Source organism: Micromonospora sp. NBRC 110038 (assembly GCF_020884815.1).
GTDB classification, from domain to species: Bacteria; Actinomycetota; Actinomycetes; order Mycobacteriales; family Micromonosporaceae; genus Micromonospora; species Micromonospora haikouensis.
This window is the reverse complement of the sequence record NZ_BBOL01000002.1, coordinates 495446-515019: the sequence shown is the minus strand read 5'-3', so window position 1 is coordinate 515019 and position 19574 is coordinate 495446. Positions and strand designations below refer to the sequence as shown.

The window sequence follows — 19574 nt, the reverse complement described above, 5'->3', positions numbered from 1 at the left end:
AGCCGGGCCGACGGCCGGGTGTCAGCTGAAGAAGCGGGCCAGGTGCGGCGGCTCCGGTGCCGGGTCGTCCGCGCCCAGCGGGGTCAGGTCGGCGAAGATGCTGGCACCGTCGCAGCCCACGTGCAGGGGATGCCAGCGCGGGGTGCCCGGCGGGCGTTGCAGGCAGATGCCCTTGAACGTCTGCACGTCCAGCAGCCGCACGTGCGTCGGGTCGGCCACCGCGTTCACGTGCCCCCACCAGGGGCTCATCACGTGCAGCACCCCACCCGGGCGCAGCACCCGGTGGCACTCGTCCACCAGCGGCAGGAAGTCGATCAGGTGCTCCAGGATGTGCACCGCGAACAGCACGTCCACCGAGTCGTCGGCCAGCGGCAGCGACCCGGACAGGTCGGCCACCGCGTCCACCCCCGGGGCGGGGTAGATGTCCAGCCCCAGGTTCTGCGGATACTGCTTGGTGCCGCCGCAGCCCAGGTCCACCACGACCGGTTCGCGGCCGGCGACCCGCACCCGGCCCCAGACGCCGAACACCCCGGCGAGCCGGCCGATCAGCTCCCGCACCAGGCGCAGCTGCGCGGCGTCGGCGACCTCCCCGGTCAGGTGGGCCACGCCCCGGTCGAAGCGCACCCGCACCGCCAGGTCACGCAGCCGGGCGTCGTGGGCCGCCTGATCCGCCCACGCCTCGGCGAGGAACTCGTCGACCGCCCGCAGCCGTTCGGCCGAGGGCGCGGTCAGGGCCGTCGCGACCATGGGCCACCTCCGGTGCGCCCGTACCCGGCTGGGCGGTCGCTACACCCCGGCCGGGCAACGTCCCCCGAAGGAGGACGAGCCGTCAGCCGGTGATGCGCCGGGCGGCCCGGCCCACACCCCGGATCCGCTGCCGGGGCGGCGCGGAAGCCGCCTTGGGCCGCTTGAGGTGGTACCGGTGCAGCTCGCTGCTGCCCGGCTGCGACGGGTCCTCGCTCATCCCGACCAGCTCCCAGCCCTGGTCGCCGGCCCGGTTCAGGTGCGCCAGCGCCGTGTCCCCGTACGGGGTGACGTCGACCATCGAGCCGTCCGGGCCGTACCAGATGAACACCAGCTCCCAGCCGACGTCCGTGCTGGCCGCCTGGCGGCGCCGGACCAACAGCGCGTACTCCCACTTGAGCATGGAGTCATTGTCACCCCGCCGGCCCCGGTCGGCACGCCGTCGGAGCAGGCGATCCGCCCGGCGGCGGAGCGGCGCGAGCCGCCCGCCGTCAGTCCTCGGTGATCCGGCCGGCGTCCACCCGCACCCGGCGGTTGACCGCCACCGCGTCCAGCATCCGCCGGTCGTGCGTCACCAGCAGCAGCGTCCCCGGGTAGCCGGCCAGCGCCGACTCCAACTGCTCGATGGCCGCCAGGTCCAGGTGGTTCGTCGGCTCGTCGAGCACCAGCAGGTTCACCCCGCGCCCCTGCAACAGCGCCAGCGCCGCCCGGGTCCGCTCGCCCGGCGACAGCGACGCCGCCGTCCGCAGCACGTGGTCGGCCCGCAGGCCGAACTTGGCCAGCAGCGTCCGCGTGTCCGCCGGCGACAGCTCCGGTACGGCCAGCCGGAACGCGTCCAGCAGCGGCTGCTCGCCGAGGAACAGCCCCCGGGCCTGGTCCACCTCGCCGACCACCACCCCCGGGCCCAGCGAGGCGTGCCCGGCGTCCAGCGGCAGCCGCCCCAGCAGCGCGGCGAGCAGCGTCGTCTTGCCGGACCCGTTCGCCCCGGTGATCGCCACCCGGTCGGCCCAGTCGATCTGGAGGGTCACCGGGCCGAGGGTGAAGCTTCCCCGGCGTACCACGGCATCGCGCAGCGCGGCCACGACGGCGCCGGCGCGGGGCGCGGCGGCGATCTCCATCCGCAGCTCCCACTCCTTGCGCGGCTCCTCGACCACCTCCAGCCGCTCGATCAGCCGGTCCGTTTGCCGGGCCTTCGCCGCCTGCTTCTCCGAGGTCTCGCCCCGGTGGTGCTTGACGTTCTTGTCCCCGTCGGTGGCCTTGCGGCGGGCGTTGCGCACGCCCTTCTCCATCCACGCCCGCTGGGTGCGGGCGCGGGCCTCCAGCGCGGCCCGGGTGTCGGCGTACTCCTCGAACTCGGCGCGGGCGTGCCGGCGGGCCACCTCCCGCTCCTCCAGGTACGCCGCGTAGCCGCCGCCGTAGTGCCGGACGAGCTGCTGGTGCAGGTCCAGCTCCAGCACCCGGGTCACCGTGCGGGTGAGAAACTCGCGGTCGTGGCTGACCAGCACCGTGCCGGCGCGCAGCCCGGTGACGAACCTCTCCAGCCGGTCCAGGCCCGCCAGGTCCAGGTCGTTGGTGGGCTCGTCGAGCAGGAACACGTCGTAGCGGCTGAGCAGCAGCGAGGCCAGCCCCGCACGGGCCGCCTGGCCGCCGGACAGGGCCGTCATCGGGTGGTCCAGGTCGACGGTGAGCCCCAGTTCGGCGGCCACCTGCTCGGCCCGCTCCTCCAGGTCCGCCCCGCCCAGGCCCAGCCACCGCTCCAGCGCCTCGGCGTACGCGTCGTCGGACCCGGCCGCCCCGGCCGTCAGTGCCTCGGTCGCCGCGTCCAGGGCCGCCTGCGCGGCCGTCACCCCCGTCCGGCGGGCCAGGAAGTCCCGCACGGTCTCCCCGGGCCGGCGCTCCGGCTCCTGCGGCAGGTGCCCGACGGTCGCGGTGGGTGGGCTCAGCGTGACGCTGCCGGCCTCGACGGGCAGCAGCCCCGCGAGGGTACGCAGCAGCGTCGACTTGCCCGCCCCGTTCACCCCGACCAGGCCGACCACGTCGCCCGGGGCGACCACCAGGTCCAGCCCGGAGAAGAGCAGCCGCTCCCCGTGCCCGGCCGCGAGATCCTTGACCACCAATGTCGCGCTCATCAGGGAGCGAGCCTATCGGGCCCCTTCCTGACGCCTCGTCCGGCTGCAACTTCCTCCGGCGGAACACTCGCGGTCCGGCCGGTGTTGTGCCAGCGTCGGATCAGGTGCCGGCGCGAGACGAGGAGGTGGGTCGATGGACCTTCTGGCGGACTACCGACGGGCGACCATGTTCTTCGAGATGGGTGACGCGTCCGGGGCGGTGCGGCTGCTGGAGCCGATCGTCGAGGCCGAGCCCGGCAACTCCGCGGTGCGGCAGCTGCTGGCCCGCGCCTACTTCCAGACGGCGCAGCTCAACCGCGCCGAGGAGCAGCTGCGCGAGCTGGTCGACCGGGACCCGAGCGACCACTACGCGCACCACGTGCTGGGCCGGACGCTGGAGCGGATGAACCGCCCGGCGGACGCGCTGCGGCACCTGCGCATCGCCGCCGCGATGTACTCGACGAACACCGACTACACGACCGCGCTGCGCCGGGTGGAGAACCGGGTCAGCGGCGGCCACTGACCGCGCCGCCGGGGGAGGGGCAACGCGCCCTTCCCCGGCGCGCACCACCTCCCGCCGCCGCGTGCCGGGCCGTGAGTGACTCTGCGCAACTGTGGCCCGAACCCGCCCAACATCTCGCTTCCCCTTTGCTCTGCACCCACCGACGCACACCCTTGTTGAACTGGGAATATGTGAGCCTGCGGGTGGGGCGCTGGACATGGCGACGCTTACGCTGGGTTGCTGTTGCGCGCGTGGGTGCAGAGCAAAGGGCGCGCCGGCAGCGGTGCCGCCGGGCGGGACCGCTCGCGTGGTGTCCCGCTGTGCCGCGGGCCTACCATGGGCTGCCATGGGAGTCGCGCAGGTGGTGGAGGCGGGATGAAGCTCAAGCTGGACCTGCACGAGATCTTCAACAAGGGCCACGACATCGACCGCGCGCTGCGCGGGATCATGGACGAGGCGGTGGCGAAGAAGGCCACCCTCGTCGAGATCATCCCCGGCAAGGGCTCCGGCCAGCTCAAGAAGCGGGTGCTGCGCTTCCTCGACCAGAAGGACGTCAAGCAGCTCTACCACCGGGTGGAGAAGGACTCGAAGAACTTCGGCCGGCTCTTCGTCCACTTCCGTTGGAAGTAGTGCCGGTGTTCCTGCTGCCGTTAAGCCGGCCCCGAGTGTCGACGAGCCACCCCTGACCAACCACGCGCCGGATCTTGGAGGATTTCGGCCCCTGGAGGGGCCGTTTCGCTCCAAGATCTCCCCAGGTCCGGGCCCGCCGCCGCCGATGCGGGCGGACCGGGACGACATGAGGGGTTCGCCGGGGCCCGCCCGCGGAGGGATCAAGCCTGACCGCCCGGAGCGGGCGGGCACCGGCGAACCTCACCGCAAACCGGCGAACCCCAACCCCTACAGCGGGTACGTCCGCGCCACCGCCAGCATCTCCGAGCTGTGTGAGCCGACCACCCCGACGTCCGCCGGGCGGGGCCGGAACCCGGGGACGGCGTCCAGCCCGTCGCTGGCGTCCATCGCGCGCAGCGCCGCCGGCCCGGAGCCGCCGGCCAGCACGAGGATGACCTCGATCCCTTCCGGCGGCGGGGCGTGGAACACGATCCCGAAGCCCCAGGGGGTGCCGGTGGCGCGTCCGCCGGGGACCGGCCGGCCGGCCACCACCGCCGACTCGACCTCGGTCGCGCCGTCGACGTGCAGGGTGAGCAGGCGTACCTCGCGCTGCGGGGTGACCCGCACCCGCACGGTCCGCTGTTCCGTGGACCTGGTGTCGGCGAGGACCTCCAGCTTCGGCGCGGGCAGGTTCGCCGCCTGCGCCGGCCCGGAGCGCAGCTCGGTGTCGCCGAGCCCGGGGAAGTCCGCGACGGTCGTGGCCCCGTCGACGAACTGGGCCGTCCACGGCTGGGGGGCGGTCTCGTGGCTGAGCCAGCGGGCCTGGCCGGTGCCGGCGTCGAGGGCGTACATCAGGTGGGTGGGCACGGGGTGGGCGGCGTCGAAGCGGTCGACGGCGAGCCCGACCCCGGCGAACACCGCCGCCGCGAGCCCGGCGGCCACGGCCGGGAGCGCGCCGGCCCGGCGGGCGCGGGCGGCGACCAGGCCGCGCTGGCCGCCGGCCTCGGGGTGCAGCAGGTCCACCACGGGCAGCGCGGCCAGGCCGAGCAGCACCGCGAACAGCGCGGCGACGCCGCCCATCGCCATGCCGAGCGCCGGGAACAGCAGCACCACGGTCGGCAGCAGGATCACCACGGCGACCGCGCCGGCCGCGGTCGCCGCGACGACGGGCCACGGGCCGTCGATCCGCACGGTGAGCGCGATGAGCCCGGCCGCCGCGCCGGCCAGGGCGGGCAGGGTCGTCAGGTACGCCCCGCCGGGCACCAGCACCGCCAGCACGATGCCGAGTACGGCCAGCCAGCCCAGCCCGCCGATCGCGAGGGCGGCGGGGCCGACCCGGCGGCGGGTCAGGGCGTACCAGGTGAACAGGGTCGCGGCGGCGAGCGCCACCACGGCGAGCTGGTACCAGGTGGGCCGGTACGGGTCGAGCAGCTCGGCGTAGCCGGGCCGGACGGCGGTGACGCCCGCCCAGAGCAGCTGCGCACCCAGCGGGGCGACGACGATCGGCACCAGGCCCAGCGCGAAGCCGGCGGCGAGCCGCCCGTACGTGGTCCGGCCGCGCCGCCGGGCGAGCCAGCCGAGCGTGGCCACGGCCAGCAGGGCGGCGACGGCCAGCGGCAGGACCAGCCAGCCGGGGTAGCGGGCGAGCCCGCCGGGGACGGGGAAGTAGGTGGCGTCGTGCCCGGCGTCGAGGGCCTTGAGGTCGGCCCGGCCGAACTCGCGGGCCAGGCCGAGCGCGTTGTCGCCGTGCTGCTGGAGGCTGGCCCGGTCCATCGCGGCCGGGGTGTCCAGCGGCGTGTGGTAGACGGCCCCGCCGTCGATGTAGGCGGAGTTGAGCCCGACGAAGCCGGCCCGGTCGAGGAACGCGGTGAAGTCGGTGTCGTTGGGCAGCGCCCGGTAGATCTCCACGGCGAACGAGGTGCCGACGGGGTGCGGGGCGGCGCGGCCGAACACGTCGACGAGCTTCGCGTTGTCCCGGGACGTCTCGAACATGATCACCGGGCCGGTCGAGCCGCGTGCCTCCAGGTTGAGCACGACCCCGCCGTCGGCGGCGAGCGGATGGTCGGCGGCGAACGCGGACGCCCCGCAGAGGCACGCCTCCTCGGCGTCGGTGAGCACGAACACGACGTCGTTGCGGGGGCGGGGGCCGGCGGCCAGCGCGCGGGCCACCTCCAGGATGGTGGAGGTGCCGGCGGCGTCGTCGTTGCCGCCGGGGCCGGACTGCACCGAGTCGTAGTGCGCGACCAGGAACACCTTGCCGGTGGGGTCGGTGCCGGGCAGCCGGGCGACGACGTTGCGGACCCGGGCCAGGGTCGACCCGGCGGCGGCCCCGCTGAGCTGGCCGGCCTCCCGGGCGACGGTGTCCTGCACGGTGGTCTCCAGGCCGAGGCCGCGCAGCACGCCCTCCAGGTGGGCGCGGACCTGGTCGTTGGCCGGGCTGCCGGCCGGGTGCGGCCGGGCCGCGATCGTCTCCACGTTCCGGTACGCCCGCGCGGCGCTGAACTCGTCGGCGGGGGCGTCGGCGGGGCGCGGGGCGGGGGTGTCCAGGTCGTACGCGACGGTGCCGCCGACGGCGAGCAGGGCGGCGAGCGCGGCGAGGGCGGCGAGCGGGCGGCGGCGGGGGCGGGCCAGCGCCCGGTCGGCGGCGCGGGTGGGGGGCGGTGCGCCCACGGGTACTCCTCGGGGTGGGGCCGGGCCGGGCCTCGGGGTGGTGGGCCAGGGTGGGCACCATCCTGCACCGTCGGGCCCCGCGGCGGGACTCCCCGCGGCACTTGTTCCCTTTGTCCGCGCTGGGTGGTGACCGGCGGCATCCCGTCCGTGCCGGACCCGTCGTGTTGTGTGGGAGCGTTGTCTAATACAGGATCAGCAGGGCACTCGGAAGGAGCCCGACATCACCAGCGATCTCCCTCGTCCCGGTGCGGTGACGCGGCCGCCCCGGGGGGCCGGCCCTGCCGGTTCCCCCGTCGTGCCCCGGGCGTTCCCGGCCGCCGGCGGCCTGGGTCACCACCCGGTGCTGCCGCCCGGCGAGCGGCTGCGGGTGCTGCTGGTCGAGGACGACGAGGGCGACGCCTTCCTGGTCGGCGAGCTGCTCGCCGAGACCAACTCGTCGATCGACCTGCTGGTCGCGACCAGCCTGAGCGAGGCCCGGCAGCGGGTGATGGGCGTCGACTGCGTGCTGCTCGACCTCGGCCTGCCCGACGCGCAGGGGCTGGACGGGCTGCGCCAGGTGCTGGAGATGTCCAGTGGCGCGGCGGTCTGTGTGCTGACCGGGCGCTCCGACGAGCACCTGGGCATCGTCGCGGTCGCCGAGGGCGCGCAGGACTACCTGGTCAAGGGCCAGGTCGACGGGGTGCTGCTGACCCGGGCGCTGCGCTACGCGGTGGAGCGCAAGCGGGCCGACGAGAACGCGCGACGGCTGCGCGAGGTGGAGCTGCGCCAGGCCGAGTCGGCCCGGTTGGAGCGCGGCCTGCTGCCGCAGCCGTTGATGTCGACCGACGAGGTCGCGGTGCACACGTTCTACCGGCCCGGCCGGCACGCGGCGCTGATCGGCGGCGACTTCTACGACGTGGTGCAGACCCGCCCGGACCGGGTGGACCTGATCGTCGGCGACGTCTGCGGGCACGGCGTGGACGAGGCGGCGCTGGGGGTGGAGCTGCGGGTGGCGTGGCGGGCGCTCGTGCTGGCCGGGGTGCCCGACGACGAGGTGCTGCCGGCCCTGGAACAGGTGCTGATGAGCGAGCGCCGGCTCCAGGAGATCTTCGCCACCGTGGCGACCGCCCGGCTCGACCTGGCCGGCAACGCGGCCACGGTGCGCCTCGCGGGGCATCCGCCGCCGCTGCTGCTGTCCGGGGGTAAGGTCGCGCCCGTGCCGGCGCCGGGCGGCCTGCTGCTGGGCGTCCGTCCCCGCCGTCCCGTGGCCTTCGACCTGGAGTTCGACACCGATGACTGGTCCCTGTTGATGTACACCGACGGCCTGATCGAGGGGCGCGTCGGCGACGGCGACGAGCGGCTCGACGTCCCCGGCCTGACCGAGCTGCTCGGCGACCGGGACAATCTCGCCGTGCCGCTGGCCGAGCTGCCGGCGTGGCTGGTCGGGCGGGCCGAGCAGATCAACGGCGGCCCGCTCGCCGACGACGTCGCCATGCTCCTGGTGACCCGGGGCGGTGGCCGGTGACGGCAGGATTCGCCGGCTGGACCCTGCGCCGCCGGGTCGTCGCGCTGCTCACCGTCGTGGGCGTGCTGCTGGGCGCGTCGGTGGCGGTCGAGATCGCCGTGGCCGCCAAGAACCGCGACTACACCCACTCGGTGCTCGACCGCACCGGCCCGCTGCGCGCCCAGTCGCAGGAGCTGCTCAGCGTGCTGGTCGACCAGGAGACGGCGATCCGGGGGTACGCGCTGACCGGCGACCGCCGGGACCTCGAACCGTACGTCCAGGGCGGCGAGCGCGAGCAGCAGCTCTACCGGAGCATGCGCGGCCTGATCGGCGTCTACCCGGCGCTGGCCCGCCAGCTCGACACGGTCGAGGCGGAGGCGGGTCGGTGGCGCAGCACGGTCGCCGAGCCGGTGATCCGCACCACCGAGGAGCAGGGCACCACCGCCGGGCGGGCGCTGATCACGGAGGAGTCCCGGCAGCGCTTCGACGTCATCCGCAACTCGGTGAGCCAGCTCCAGGAGGGCATCCTCGTCGAGCGCGAGAAGGGCGCCGACAACATCTACCGCACCAGCAGCATGCTGGTGCTGCTGCTGGTCGGGGCGGCGCTGGTGGTGGCGGTGGCCGGGGCGGTGCTGCTGATCTCGCTGGAGCGGATGGTGGTCCGGCCGCTGACGGGCCTGGCCGAGCAGGTCCGCGAGGTGGCCAAGGGCGACTTCCAGCACCGCATCGCCGGGTCCGGGCCGCCGGAGTTCCTGCGGCTCGCCGACGACGTGGACGCGATGCGCCAGAAGATCGCCAAGGACCTGGCCGAGGTGCGGGAGGCCCGGGAGCGCATCGAGTGGGTCAACAGCCAGCTCCAGAAGCAGGCCGAGGAGCTGGTCCGGTCCAACCGGGACCTGGAGCAGTTCGCGTACGTCGCCTCGCACGACCTGCAGGAGCCGCTGCGCAAGGTGGCCAGCTTCTGCCAGCTCCTGCAGCGCCGGTACGCGGGGCAGCTCGACGAGCGCGCCGACCAGTACATCGCGTTCGCCGTGGACGGCGCGCAACGGATGCAGCGGCTCATCAACGACCTGCTGGCGTTCTCCCGGATCGGGCGGCTCACCACCGGCTTCACCGAGGTCGACCTCAACGAGGTGATGGGCGACGTGGCGGGGCAGACCGAGGCCGCCCGGCAGTACGCCGACGGCGAGCTGACCTGGGACGCGCTGCCGACGATCCGGGGCGAGGAGCCCCTGCTGACGAACCTGCTGGCCAACCTGGTCAGCAACTCGATCAAGTTCCGCCGCCCGGACGTGCCGCCGAGGGTGCACGTCTCCGCGCGGCTGGTGGGCGACGAGTGGGAGATCAGCTGCCAGGACAACGGCATCGGCATCGAGCCGGAGTTCGCGGACAAGATCTTCGTGATCTTCCAGCGGCTGCACTCCAAGGACGCGTATCCGGGCACCGGCATCGGGCTGGCGATCGTGAAGAAGATCGTCGAATACCACGGCGGCCGGGTCTGGGTGGACACCGACACCGCCGAGGGCACCGCGATCCGGTTCACCCTCCCGGCGCTGCCCGAGGACGTGGAGGCCGCCGCGCGGGCCGCCGAGCAGCCGCCGGCCGGCGAGGCGACGGGCGACGAGGCGACGGCGGGCGACGAGCCGGCGACCGGCGAGGCGGCCGGGGCCGACCCCGTGGAGGGCGGCGCGCCGGTCGAGCCGGCCGACGACGGCGGGGCCCGGGTGGAGGTGCCCCGGCCACGCGGCGCGCGGGCGGAGGGGACCGACGGGACCCAGGACAGCGACGGCACGAAGGAGGCGGTGGGATGACCGCGCCCGCAGACGGCAAGAGCCCGATCGAGGTCCTGCTGGTCGAGGACGACCCGGGCGACGTGTTGATGACCCAGGAGGCGTTCGAGGAGCACAAGCTCCGCAACCGGCTGACCGTCGTCTCCGACGGCGCGGAGGCTCTGGCCTACCTGCGCCGGGAGGGCAAGTACGCGGACGCGGTGGTGCCGGACCTGATCCTGCTCGACCTCAACCTGCCCCGCCGGGACGGCCGGGAGGTGCTGGAGGAGATAAAGCAGGACGAGCAGCTCTGCCGCATCCCGGTCGTGGTGCTGACCACCTCCCAGGCCGACGAGGACATCCTGCGCAGCTACCAGCTGCACGCGAACGCGTACGTCACGAAGCCGGTCGACTTCGAGCGGTTCATCGCGGTGGTCCGGCAGATCGACGAGTTCTTCGTCAGCGTGGTGAAGTTGCCGCCGCGTGGCTGACCTCACCGACACCCTGACCGACGACGTCGCCGAGCTGCTGCACCGCGCGGCGACGGACGTCGTGCTGCCCCTGTTCCAGCAGCTGGACGACGCCGACGTGACGGAGAAGGCCCCCGGTGACCTGGTCACCGTCGCCGACCAGCGGGCCGAGGAGCTGATCAGCGCCGGGCTGCGCCGGCTGCGCCCCGGTTCCGTGGTGGTCGGCGAGGAGGCGGTCGCCGACGACTCGTCCCTGCTCGGGCATTTGCGCCCCGGCGGGGCCGGCGGCGGGCACCTGAGCGGCGGCGGCGACGTCTGGCTGGTCGACCCCGTCGACGGCACCGCCAACTTCGCCGCCGGCAGGCGCCCGTTCGCGCTGATGGTGGCGCTGCTGACCGGCGGGGAGCAGGTCGGCGCGTGGGTGCTGGACCCGCTGGGCGGGACCCTGGCCGTCGCCCGCGCGGGCCACGGCACGACGGTGAACGGCGCGCCGGTGCGCATCGGCGACGCCGTGCCGCCGCCCGGCGAGCTGCGCGGCACGGCGATGACCCAGTTCCTGCCGCCGAAGCTGCGGCGGCGGGCCGAGGCCGGCGGGGAGCGCATCGGCGCGCTGCTGCCCGGCCAGCACTGCGCCGGTCGGGAATACCTCGACATGCTCGTCGGCGAGCAACAGTTCGTGCTCTTCTGGCGCACCCTGCCGTGGGACCATGCCCCCGGGGCGCTGCTGGTCCGCGAGGCCGGCGGGGTGGCCCGCCGGTTCGACGGCAGCGACTACCACCCGGCCGAGGACGCGCCGGGGTTGCTGGTCGCCGCGAACGAGCGGGTGTGGACCGAGGCCCGCGAGGCATTGATCCTCGACTGACATCCGTGGGAGCATCCGCCGGGGCGTCCGCCGCTGCCCGGTCCGGTATCCTGACCGGCGGTCTCCGCCTGCGGGCCGCCGCCCGGCGTCGGTGGGGGCCGCCGCGCACCACCGGGAGCCGGTGGTCGAGGGAAGGGACGCCGCCGTGCCCAGGACCAGCCTCATCCGGCGTCGCGGCCGGGGGCCGCTGACCGTGCTGCTCGTCGCCGTGGCGCTGCTGCTCGGCGTGGGCGCCGTGCCGGCCGCCGCCGAACCCAACGAGGGCGGCACGAAGAAGCTCCGCGAGGCGTTGGAGTCCGCCGCCAAGGGACACATCGAGGCCAAGGCGAAGCTCGACAACTCCAAGCGCCGGCAGCAGCTGCTCACCGCCCAGCTCAAGACCGTCGAGACCCGGCTGGTGGGGCTGACCGCGCAGGTCGGCGAGGTCGCCGCACAGTCGTACCGGCTGGGCCGGATGACCGCGCCGGCGCTGCTCATCCAGTCGGTGTCCCCGGAGGCGTTCCTGAACCGCGCCGTCGAGCTGGACGTGATGGCCCAGCGGGACAGCCGCCGGCTGCGCGAGATGATCGAGACCCGGGACGAGGCGAACCGCGCCAAGATCGCCATCGACGCGGAGGTGCGGGAGCAGCAGAAGCAGCTCGCGGCGCTGGCCAAGAAGAAGCGGGAGGCCGAGACGGCGCTCGCGGCGGTCAGCTCCGGTGGCGGCTCCGGGTTCAGCGGCGGTTCCGCCTCGGCCAAGCCGGCCCCGCGCAACTCCGACGGCAGCTGGCCGTCCGAGTCCTGCTCGGTGAACGACCCGACCACCTCCGGCTGCATCACCCCGCGCACCCTGCACGCCCTCCAGCAGGCCAAGGCCGCCGGCTACAAGCGGTACGTCTCCTGCTACCGCAGCGGCGGCAGCGGCGAGCACCCCAAGGGGCGGGCCTGCGACTTCTCCGCCGCCACCAACGGCTTCAAGGACGAGACGGCCACCGGCGGCGACAAGGCGTACGGCGACAGCCTGGCCAACTACTTCAAGAACAACGCCAGCCGGCTCGGCGTGCTCTACGTGATCTGGTACCGGCAGATCTGGATGCCGAACACCGGGTGGCGGGCGTACAGCGGCAGCGGCAGCCCCGCCGCCGACCACACGAACCATGTTCATCTCTCGATGTACTGACCCGGGGGCCCAGCTTCGCTGCGTACCATCGCGACGGTGAGCAGCTCATCGTCGCCCGCCGCCGTCGCGCAGGCGCGGCCCGCGCCGCCCCCCGCCCGCGCCCTGCCCAACGGCCTCGCCGCGTTCCTGGTCTTCTTCTCCAGCGGGGCGGTGCTCGTGCTGGAGACCGTCGCGCTGCGCCTTGTCGGCCCGTACGTCGGGGTCACCCTGGAGGTGACCAGCTCCGTCATCGGCATCGCGCTGGGTGCGATCGCGTACGGGGCGTGGACGGGCGGCTGGCTGGCCGACCGGCGGGACCCGCGCGCCCTGATCGCCCCGGCGCTGGTGCTGGCCGGCATCGCCACGGCCGTCACCCTCCCCGTCGTCCGGTACGCGGGCGAGGTGCTGCGCGGCGGGGCGGCCAGCGCCGTGCTGCTGCTCACCGCGCTCGCCGTGTTCGTGCCGGCGGCGCTGCTCGCGGCGGTCACCCCGCTCGTGGTGAAGCTCCAACTCGCCGACCTGCGCCGCACCGGGCAGGTCGTGGGCCGGCTCTCCGGCATCGGCACGCTGGGCGGCATCACGGCGACCCTGCTGACCGGCTTCGTGCTCGTCGCCGCGCTGCCCAGCAGCGTCATCCTGCTCGCCCTCGCCGTGCTGCTCGGCGGCACCGGGCTGGGGCTCGGCGCGTACCTGCACCGGCAGGGGCGGGCGGGGCTGGCCGGGGCGGGGGCGGGGCTGCCCGGCCCGGGCCGGACGAAGGCCGTCCTCGCGGTGCTCGGGCTGGCCGGGGCGGGACTGACCACCATCGCCCCGAACCCGTGCGACGTGGAGACGGCGTACCACTGCGCGTCGGTGGAGACCGATCCCGGCCGGCCGTCCGGGCGGACGCTGCTGCTCAACTCCGCCCAGCACTCGTACGTCGACCTGGCCGACCCCACCCACCTGGAGTACGCGTACACGCAGTGGATCGGCGCGGCGGCCGACGTGGCCGCCCCCGCCGGGCAACGCCTGGACGCCCTGCACCTGGGCGGCGGCGGCTTCACCGTGCCGCGCTACCTGACCGCCACCCGGCCCGGCACCGACAACGCGGTCTTCGAGATCGACGGCGGCCTCGTCGAGCTGGACCGCCGGGAGCTGGGCGTGCGCCCCGGGCCGGGCCTGCGCACCGAGGTCGGCGACGCCCGGGTGCTGCTCGACGCGGAGCCCGCCGACAGCCGCGACCTGGTGGTCGGCGACGCGTTCGGGCACCTCGTGGTGCCGTGGCACCTCGCCACCCGGGAGATGGCCGCCGGGATCAACCGGGTGCTGCGCCCCGGCGGGATCTACGTGCAGAACGTCATCGACTACCCGCCCGGCCGGTTCGTCCGCAGCGAACTGGCCACCGTCGCCGCCGCGTTCCGGCACGTCGCCCTGGTCGCCCCGCCCGACGCGGTCGCCGGCCGGACCGGCGCGAACTTCCTCATCGTCGCCTCCGACGCGCCGCTGCCGCTGGCTCCGCTCGCGGGCCGGGTCAACGCGCTGCCCGAGGCGGCGATCGTGCTCGCCGGCGACGTGCTGACGTCCTTCGTCGGGGACGCGCTGGTGCTCACCGACGACTACGCCCCCGTGGACCAACTGCTCGCTACCGCCTGAAAGGGTGAAACCCTGACCGATTCTGACCGTGCGGGGTTAGGACGGCGCGGGTCGGGCAAAACCTCCGACCATGGGTGGAGCGGTCCGTAACGGCGCGCAGTTGCTCGGCGAGCGCTACCGGCTCGTTGAGCAGCTCGGCGCGGGCGGCATGTCCGTCGTGTGGCGCGGCTACGACGAGGTGCTGGGCCGGCAGGTCGCGGTGAAGGTGCTCGCCTCCCGGCTGGCCAGCGACCGGGCGTTCCGGCACCGGCTCCGCGCCGAGGCCCAGGCCGCCGCCCGGCTCTGCCACCCCAACATCACCAACGTGTACGACTACGGCGAGTCCGAGCAGGTCGGGCTGACCGTCCCGTACGTCGTCATGGAGCTGGTCGACGGCGGGCCGCTCAGCGCCCGGCTCGGCCGAGACGGGACGCTGCCCTGGCGGGAGGCCGTGACCATCGGCGCTGAGGTCACCTCGGCGCTGGCCACCGCACACGCCCGGGGCGTGGTGCACCGCGACGTGACCCCGGGCAACGTCATGCTCACCTCCACCGGCGTGAAGGTCGTCGACTTCGGCATCTCGGCGCTGGCCGGGGAGAGCGAGAAGGGCGCGGAGGGCACGCTGCTCGGCACCCCCGCCTACCTGGCCCCGGAGCGGCTGGACAACGGCCAGGTCTCCCCGGCCACCGACGTGTACGCCCTCGGCCTGCTGCTCTACCGGATGCTCACCGGCCGGCTGCCCTGGCAGGCGAGCACCACCACCCAGATGCTGCGCGCCCACATGTACGCCGAGCCCGAGCCGATGCCGGACGTGCCGGGGCTGCCCGTCGAGGTGGCCGAGCTGGTGCACCGCTGCCTGGCCAAGCGCCCCGAGGACCGCCCGGCCACCGCCGAGGTGGCCCGCACCCTCGCCGAGGCGGCCGGGATGCTCGCCACGGTTCCGGTGCCGTCCGCGCCGCCCGGGGGCGACCCGGCCCGGCTCGACCCGGACGTGCTCGCCAACGCCGGCACCACGATCCTGCCCTGGTCGACGGAGACCGGCGCGCTGCCCTTTCCCGGCCGCACCCGCGCCCGGCGGGCGGTGGCGCGGCGGCGTCGGGTCGAGGCGGGGGTGGCGGCGGCCGGCCTGGTGGCGGTCACCGCGACGATGTGGGGGCTGACGTCCCGCAGCCCGGCCAGCGGCGGCATCGACCGGCCCATCGAGGCCCGGATGGGGCTGACCGGGCCGCCGCCCTGCGCCGTCGACTACGCGCTGCGCAAGGACTCCGGGAAGGACTTCACCGCCGAGCTGACCCTCACCAACACCTCCGAGCGGGAGCTGCGCGACTGGACGATGAGCTTCGCGTTCCCCGGCCAGCAGACCGTGACGAAGACCGACCCGGCCGTACGCCAGCAGGGGCGTACGGTCGAGGTGCGTCCCGCCGCCGGGCAGCCCGCGCTGGCACCCGGCGCGGCCCGGAAGGTCGCGCTGACCGGCCGGTACACCGGTACGAACCCGCTGCCGCTGGAGTTCCGCCTCGGCGACGCCGAGTGCCGGGTACGCGTCTCCGGCGTCGCCGGGACCGTGCCCACCGCCAAGCCGACCGCCAAGCCGACGAAGGCACCGGCGAAGCCCACCACGAAGAAGGCCACGGTCGCGAAGGCCGGCGGCCCGGGCGGCGGCGCGAACAGTGGCTCGGGCGGCGGCGCGAAGGCCCAGCCCGACAAGCCGGACAAGCCCTCGAAGCCTGGCCCGCCCGCCAAGCCCGGTGCGCCCGGCAAGGGCAAGGGGAAGTAGCCCGGCCCGGCCCAACGCGGCGCGGCGCAGCTGGCTCAGCTCAGCTCGGCGAAGCGCTGCACCTGGGCGATGCTGCCCTCCACGATCAGCACGCTGCCCGGGGCGAGGACGGTGCCCGGGTCGGCGTACCGGAACCGCTCGCCGGGCAGCTTCGCCCCGACCACCATCACCCCGTAGCGGTCCGCCGGGGCCAGCTCGCGCAGCGGCCGCCCGACCAGCGCGTCCGGCACCCGCACCTTGGCGATGGCGAAGTCGTCGCCGAACTCGATGAAGTCGAGCATCTTGCTGACGATCAGGTGCGCCACCCGTTCCCCGGTCTCCGCCTCCGGGAAGATCACGTGGCGGGCGCCGACGGAGCCGAGGATCTTGGCGTGCTTGTCCGAGGTGGCCCGCGCCCAGATCTGCGGCACGCCCAGCTCGGCCAGCGCGAGGACGGTCAGCACGCTCGCCTCCACCGACGCGCCGATCGCCACCACCACGCGCGGGAAGTCCGTCACGCCGAGCTGCCGCAGCGCCCCCTCCTCGGTCGCGTCGGCCTGCACGACCCGGTCCAGGTACGGCGACCAGCGCTGCACCCGTTCGCCGTCGCGGTCGATGGCCAGCACCTCGTGGCCGAGCTGGGTCAGCGAGCTGGCCAGGTGGCAGCCGAACCGGCCCAGCCCGATCACCGCGATGCCCCCGCCGTCCGTGTTCCTAGCCGACAATGGGTTGCTCCTCCGGGTAGCGGTACAGCCGTCGTCGGGTGTTCAACGCGATCGCCGACCCGAGGGTGAGTGGCCCGACCCGACCGACGTACATGAGCACGGTCAGCACGAACTGGCCCGGCTCGGCGACGGTTTGCGCGACGCCCGTGGACAGCCCGGTGGTGCTGAACGCCGAGGTCACCTCGAACAGCGCCCGGTGGTAGGCCAGCCCCTCCGTCAGCAGCAGCAGGACGACCGTGCCGCCGACCACCAGCGCGACGCTGAGCAGGGCGACGGTCAGGGCCTGCCGCAGGCTCGCCGTGGACACCCGCCGCCGGCCCACGATGACGTCCGGCTCGCCGCGCAGCTCCGCCCAGATGGCGAAGCCGAGCAGGAAGAACGTGGCGACCTTGATCCCGCCCGCCGTGCTGGCGCTGCCGCCGCCGATGAACATCAGCGCCACCAGCAGCGGGACGCTCTCCTCGTCCAGCCCCGCCGTGTCGAGGACGGCGAAGCCGCCGGTGCGGACCAGCGCGCTCTGGGTGAAGGTGGCCAGCACCTTGCCGGCGACGTCGTACCCGCCGATGGTGCGCGGGTCGGGCCACTCGGCGGCGAGCAGGCCGACGAAGCCGACGACCAGCAGCACCACGCTGCCCCACACGGTGAGCTTGGTGGCGATCGCCCAGCGGCCCGGCGTCCGCCACTCCCGGGACGCCTCGAACAGCGCGGGGAAGCCCAGCCCGCCGACGATCGTGCCGAACGCGATCGGCAGGCAGATCCACGGGTCCCGGGCGAACCCGACGAGGCTGTCGGAGAAGAGCGCGAAGCCGCCGTTGTTGAACCCCTGCACGGCGTGGAAGAAGCCGTACCAGAGGGCCCGGCCCGGCGGGTAGTCGTAGCCGAGCCAGAACCGGCCGGCGAGCACGGCGGTCATCACCAGCTCGCAGCCGACCATGGTCCCCGCGATGCGCAGCAGCAGCCCGCGTACGTCGCCGATGCCGAACTCGGCGGTCTCGGCCTGCACCAGCAGTCGGTTGCGCAGCCCGAGCTGCCGGGCGACCACGAGCACCACCAGGGTCGCGCCGCTGAGGATGCCGAACCCGCCGACCTGGGTCAGCACGGTGATCATCACCAGCCCGAACCCGTTCCAGTACGTCGGGGTGTCGACCACGGACAGGCCGGTGACGGAGACCGCCGAGGTGGCCGTGAAGAACGCCGTGCTGAACGGGGTGAACCGGTGCGCGCTGGTCGCCGCCGGCAGCATCAGCGTGCCGGTGCCGAGCAGGATCGCCGCCAGGAACCCGAACGGCACCAGCCGCACGGGGTGACGGAGAAACCGGTGCACCAGACAATCTTCCGTTCCCCGCCGACCGTCGGTGCCGAAACGGCCATCTGTCCGTCAACCCGCCCCGGTCTGCTGGGCGCGATCCCTCGACGACAGGAGACGGCGTTGCGACGTACCCTTTCCGCCCTCGGCCTGGCCGGCGCGCTGCTCGCGGCGGCCGTGGCGGTGCCGGCCATGAGCGCCTCGGCGAAGCCGGAGGCCGCCCCCGGCACCGCCCCGGACGCCGCCCCGCCGGCCGCCGCGGACCGGTCCCGGGCCGCCGACCGGCCGCTGGTCATCGGCCACCGGGGCGCGAGCGGCTACCGGCCCGAGCACACCCTGGAGGCGTACCGGCTGGCGATCCGGATGGGCGCCGACTACATCGAGCCGGACCTGGTCCCGACGAAGGACGGCCAGCTCGTCGCCCGGCACGAGAACGAGATCTCCGGTACGACCGACGTGGCGGCCCACCCCGAGTTCGCCGCCCGCAAGGCCACGAAGACCATCGACGGGGTGTCGGTGACCGGCTGGTTCACCGAGGACTTCACCCTCGCCGAGCTGAGGACGCTGCGGGCCAAGGAGCGGCTGCCCCAGGTGCGGGTCGCCAACACCGCGTTCGACGGCAAGCTCCCGGTGCCCACCCTCCAGGAGGTCATCGACCTGGCCCGCACCGAGAGCAAGGCCCGGGGCCGCACGATCGGCGTCTACCCCGAGACCAAGCACCCGAGCTACTTCGCCTCGATCGGGCTGCCCCTGGAGGAGCGCCTCGTCGCCGTGCTCAAGGCGAACAAGCTCACCCACCGCAACGACCCGGTGATCATCCAGTCGTTCGAGACGGCCAACCTGCGCAAGCTGGACAAGCTGACCGACGTGAAGCTGGCCCAGCTCCTCGACGCGTCGGGCCGCCCCTACGACTTCACCCTCGCCGGTGACCCCCGCACCTACGCCGACCTGGCCACCGCCTCCGGCCTCAAGTGGATCGCCGGGTACGCCGACGGCGTCGGCGCGAACAAGAACCTGATCGTCCCCCGGGACGCCGCCGGCAAGCTGCTCGCCCCCACCGCCCTGATCCGGGACGCCCACCGGCTCAAGCTGGTGGTGCACGCCTGGACGTTCCGGGCCGAGAACCAGTTCCTGCCGGCCGACTTCCGCATCGGTGCCGACCCGAACGCCCGCGGCGACATCACCGCCGAGTACGAGCTGTTCTACGGCCTCGGCCTGGACGGCGTCTTCGCCGACCAGCCGGATACCGCCGTCGCCGCCCGCGCCGGCCTGCCCCGCCACTGACCGAACTCGCACGAACGCGGCCCGCCCCCTCCGCCGGGGGCGGGCCGCGCTGGTTGGGCAGGCCGCGCTGGTTGGGCGTGCCGCGCTGGTTGGGCGTGCCGCGCTGGCTGGGTGCGTTGCGGCTGGCGGTGCGGCTCCCTGTCCTGCCGACCAGGGAGCTGATGTCGTAAATGGATCGGGCCCGCACCGTCACGTTCCGAGCGCAAGTGGATCGGGCCCGCACCGTCACGTTCCGAGCGCAAGTGGATCGGGCCCGCACCGTCACGTTCCGAGTGCAGGTTGGTCAGGCCGCGTGACCACACCTGTCACCTGCCGGTGCAGCAGACCTGTCCGACCCGGGTCGAGCAGCCCGGCTTTCGGTGCCGAGTCATCTGCGACATCAGCTCCCTAGCCGGCGAGAACGAGGCCCGAGCCCAGGCGCAGCCCGTCATGTCGGGCAGGTGGGGGTATCGGCGAGGCAGGACAGGCCCATCTCCCCGACATGGAGTCGATCATCGCCGACAGCCGACAGCCGACAGCCGACAGCCGACAGCCGAC

16 protein-coding genes are annotated in these 19574 nt (G+C 74.3%); 10 read left to right on the top strand and 6 right to left on the bottom strand.

Features of this window, described 5'->3' with window-relative positions; genetic code table 11:
* Nucleotides 1-21 precede the first annotated feature (21 nt).
* From LPU61_RS09995 to LPU61_RS09985, 3 genes are all read right to left on the bottom strand, one after another.
* Nucleotides 22-747, bottom strand: coding sequence for a methyltransferase domain-containing protein (locus tag LPU61_RS09995; RefSeq protein WP_043965350.1), 726 nt, complete (start codon nt 745-747; stop codon nt 22-24).
* Between the two features lie 82 nt (nt 748-829).
* A complete protein-coding gene (locus tag LPU61_RS09990; protein WP_043965353.1) occupies nt 830-1147 on the bottom strand; it encodes a hypothetical protein in 318 nt (105 codons plus the stop codon).
* Nucleotides 1148-1235: 88 nt separating this feature from the next.
* On the bottom strand, nt 1236-2873 hold the full coding sequence (locus LPU61_RS09985) for an ABC-F family ATP-binding cassette domain-containing protein (protein WP_229404751.1): 1638 nt from the start codon (nt 2871-2873) through the stop codon (nt 1236-1238).
* Nucleotides 2874-3006: 133 nt separating this feature from the next.
* On the opposite strand from LPU61_RS09985, the gene LPU61_RS09980 reads away from it, so the two are divergent.
* Together LPU61_RS09980 and LPU61_RS09975 are read left to right on the top strand one after the other, a co-directional pair.
* On the top strand, nt 3007-3375 hold the full coding sequence (locus LPU61_RS09980) for a M48 family metallopeptidase (protein ID WP_043965357.1): 369 nt from the start codon (nt 3007-3009) through the stop codon (nt 3373-3375).
* 354 nt (nt 3376-3729) lie between these two features.
* Nucleotides 3730-3984, top strand: a complete 255-nt coding sequence (locus LPU61_RS09975) for a Smr/MutS family protein (protein ID WP_030329768.1) — start codon at nt 3730-3732, stop codon at nt 3982-3984.
* 267 nt (nt 3985-4251) lie between these two features.
* On the opposite strand, the gene LPU61_RS09970 is transcribed toward LPU61_RS09975, so the two are convergent.
* The gene (locus tag LPU61_RS09970; protein WP_229404750.1) at nt 4252-6633 is read right to left on the bottom strand and encodes a M28 family peptidase; all 2382 of its coding nucleotides are present in this window, start codon (nt 6631-6633) and stop codon (nt 4252-4254) included.
* Between the two features lie 295 nt (nt 6634-6928).
* Here LPU61_RS09970 and LPU61_RS09965 point away from each other — a divergent pair, with 295 nt between their 5' ends.
* The 7 genes from LPU61_RS09965 (at nt 6929) to LPU61_RS09935 (ending at nt 15743) form a co-directional block, all read left to right on the top strand.
* On the top strand, nt 6929-8137 hold the full coding sequence (locus LPU61_RS09965) for a PP2C family protein-serine/threonine phosphatase (protein ID WP_229404749.1): 1209 nt from the start codon (nt 6929-6931) through the stop codon (nt 8135-8137).
* Nucleotides 8134-9927, top strand: coding sequence for an ATP-binding protein (locus tag LPU61_RS09960; RefSeq protein ID WP_229404748.1), 1794 nt, complete (start codon nt 8134-8136; stop codon nt 9925-9927). Before LPU61_RS09965 ends, LPU61_RS09960 begins: the two co-directional genes overlap by 4 nt.
* The gene (locus LPU61_RS09955; protein WP_043965367.1) at nt 9924-10376 is read left to right on the top strand and encodes a response regulator; all 453 of its coding nucleotides are present in this window, start codon (nt 9924-9926) and stop codon (nt 10374-10376) included. Before LPU61_RS09960 ends, LPU61_RS09955 begins: the two co-directional genes overlap by 4 nt.
* Complete coding sequence (locus LPU61_RS09950; RefSeq protein WP_229404747.1) at nt 10369-11217, top strand: inositol monophosphatase family protein; 849 nt, start codon at nt 10369-10371, stop codon at nt 11215-11217. Before LPU61_RS09955 ends, LPU61_RS09950 begins: the two co-directional genes overlap by 8 nt.
* Before the next feature lie 145 nt (nt 11218-11362).
* Nucleotides 11363-12376 (top strand): hypothetical protein, encoded by a 1014-nt coding sequence (locus LPU61_RS09945; protein ID WP_043966486.1) that lies wholly within the window; start codon nt 11363-11365, stop codon nt 12374-12376.
* A 36-nt stretch (nt 12377-12412) separates the two neighbouring features.
* Entirely contained in the window at nt 12413-13987 is a 1575-nt protein-coding gene (locus LPU61_RS09940) for a fused MFS/spermidine synthase (RefSeq protein WP_043965372.1), read from the top strand.
* Nucleotides 13988-14057: 70 nt separating this feature from the next.
* On the top strand, nt 14058-15743 hold the full coding sequence (locus LPU61_RS09935; RefSeq protein WP_229404746.1) for a serine/threonine-protein kinase: 1686 nt from the start codon (nt 14058-14060) through the stop codon (nt 15741-15743).
* A 35-nt stretch (nt 15744-15778) separates the two neighbouring features.
* On the opposite strand, the gene LPU61_RS09930 is transcribed toward LPU61_RS09935, so the two are convergent.
* The gene (locus LPU61_RS09930) at nt 15779-16411 is read right to left on the bottom strand and encodes a TrkA family potassium uptake protein (RefSeq protein WP_229404920.1); all 633 of its coding nucleotides are present in this window, start codon (nt 16409-16411) and stop codon (nt 15779-15781) included.
* A 25-nt stretch (nt 16412-16436) separates the two neighbouring features.
* Nucleotides 16437-17771 carry a TrkH family potassium uptake protein gene (locus LPU61_RS09925; RefSeq protein WP_043965376.1) on the bottom strand — a complete coding sequence of 445 codons (1335 nt, stop codon included), beginning with the start codon at nt 17769-17771 and terminating at the stop codon, nt 16437-16439.
* Between the two features lie 105 nt (nt 17772-17876).
* Between LPU61_RS09925 and LPU61_RS09920 the strand changes: the two genes are divergently transcribed.
* Nucleotides 17877-19037 (top strand): glycerophosphodiester phosphodiesterase, encoded by a 1161-nt coding sequence (locus LPU61_RS09920; protein WP_077938238.1) that lies wholly within the window; start codon nt 17877-17879, stop codon nt 19035-19037.
* Nucleotides 19038-19574: the final 537 nt, after the last annotated feature.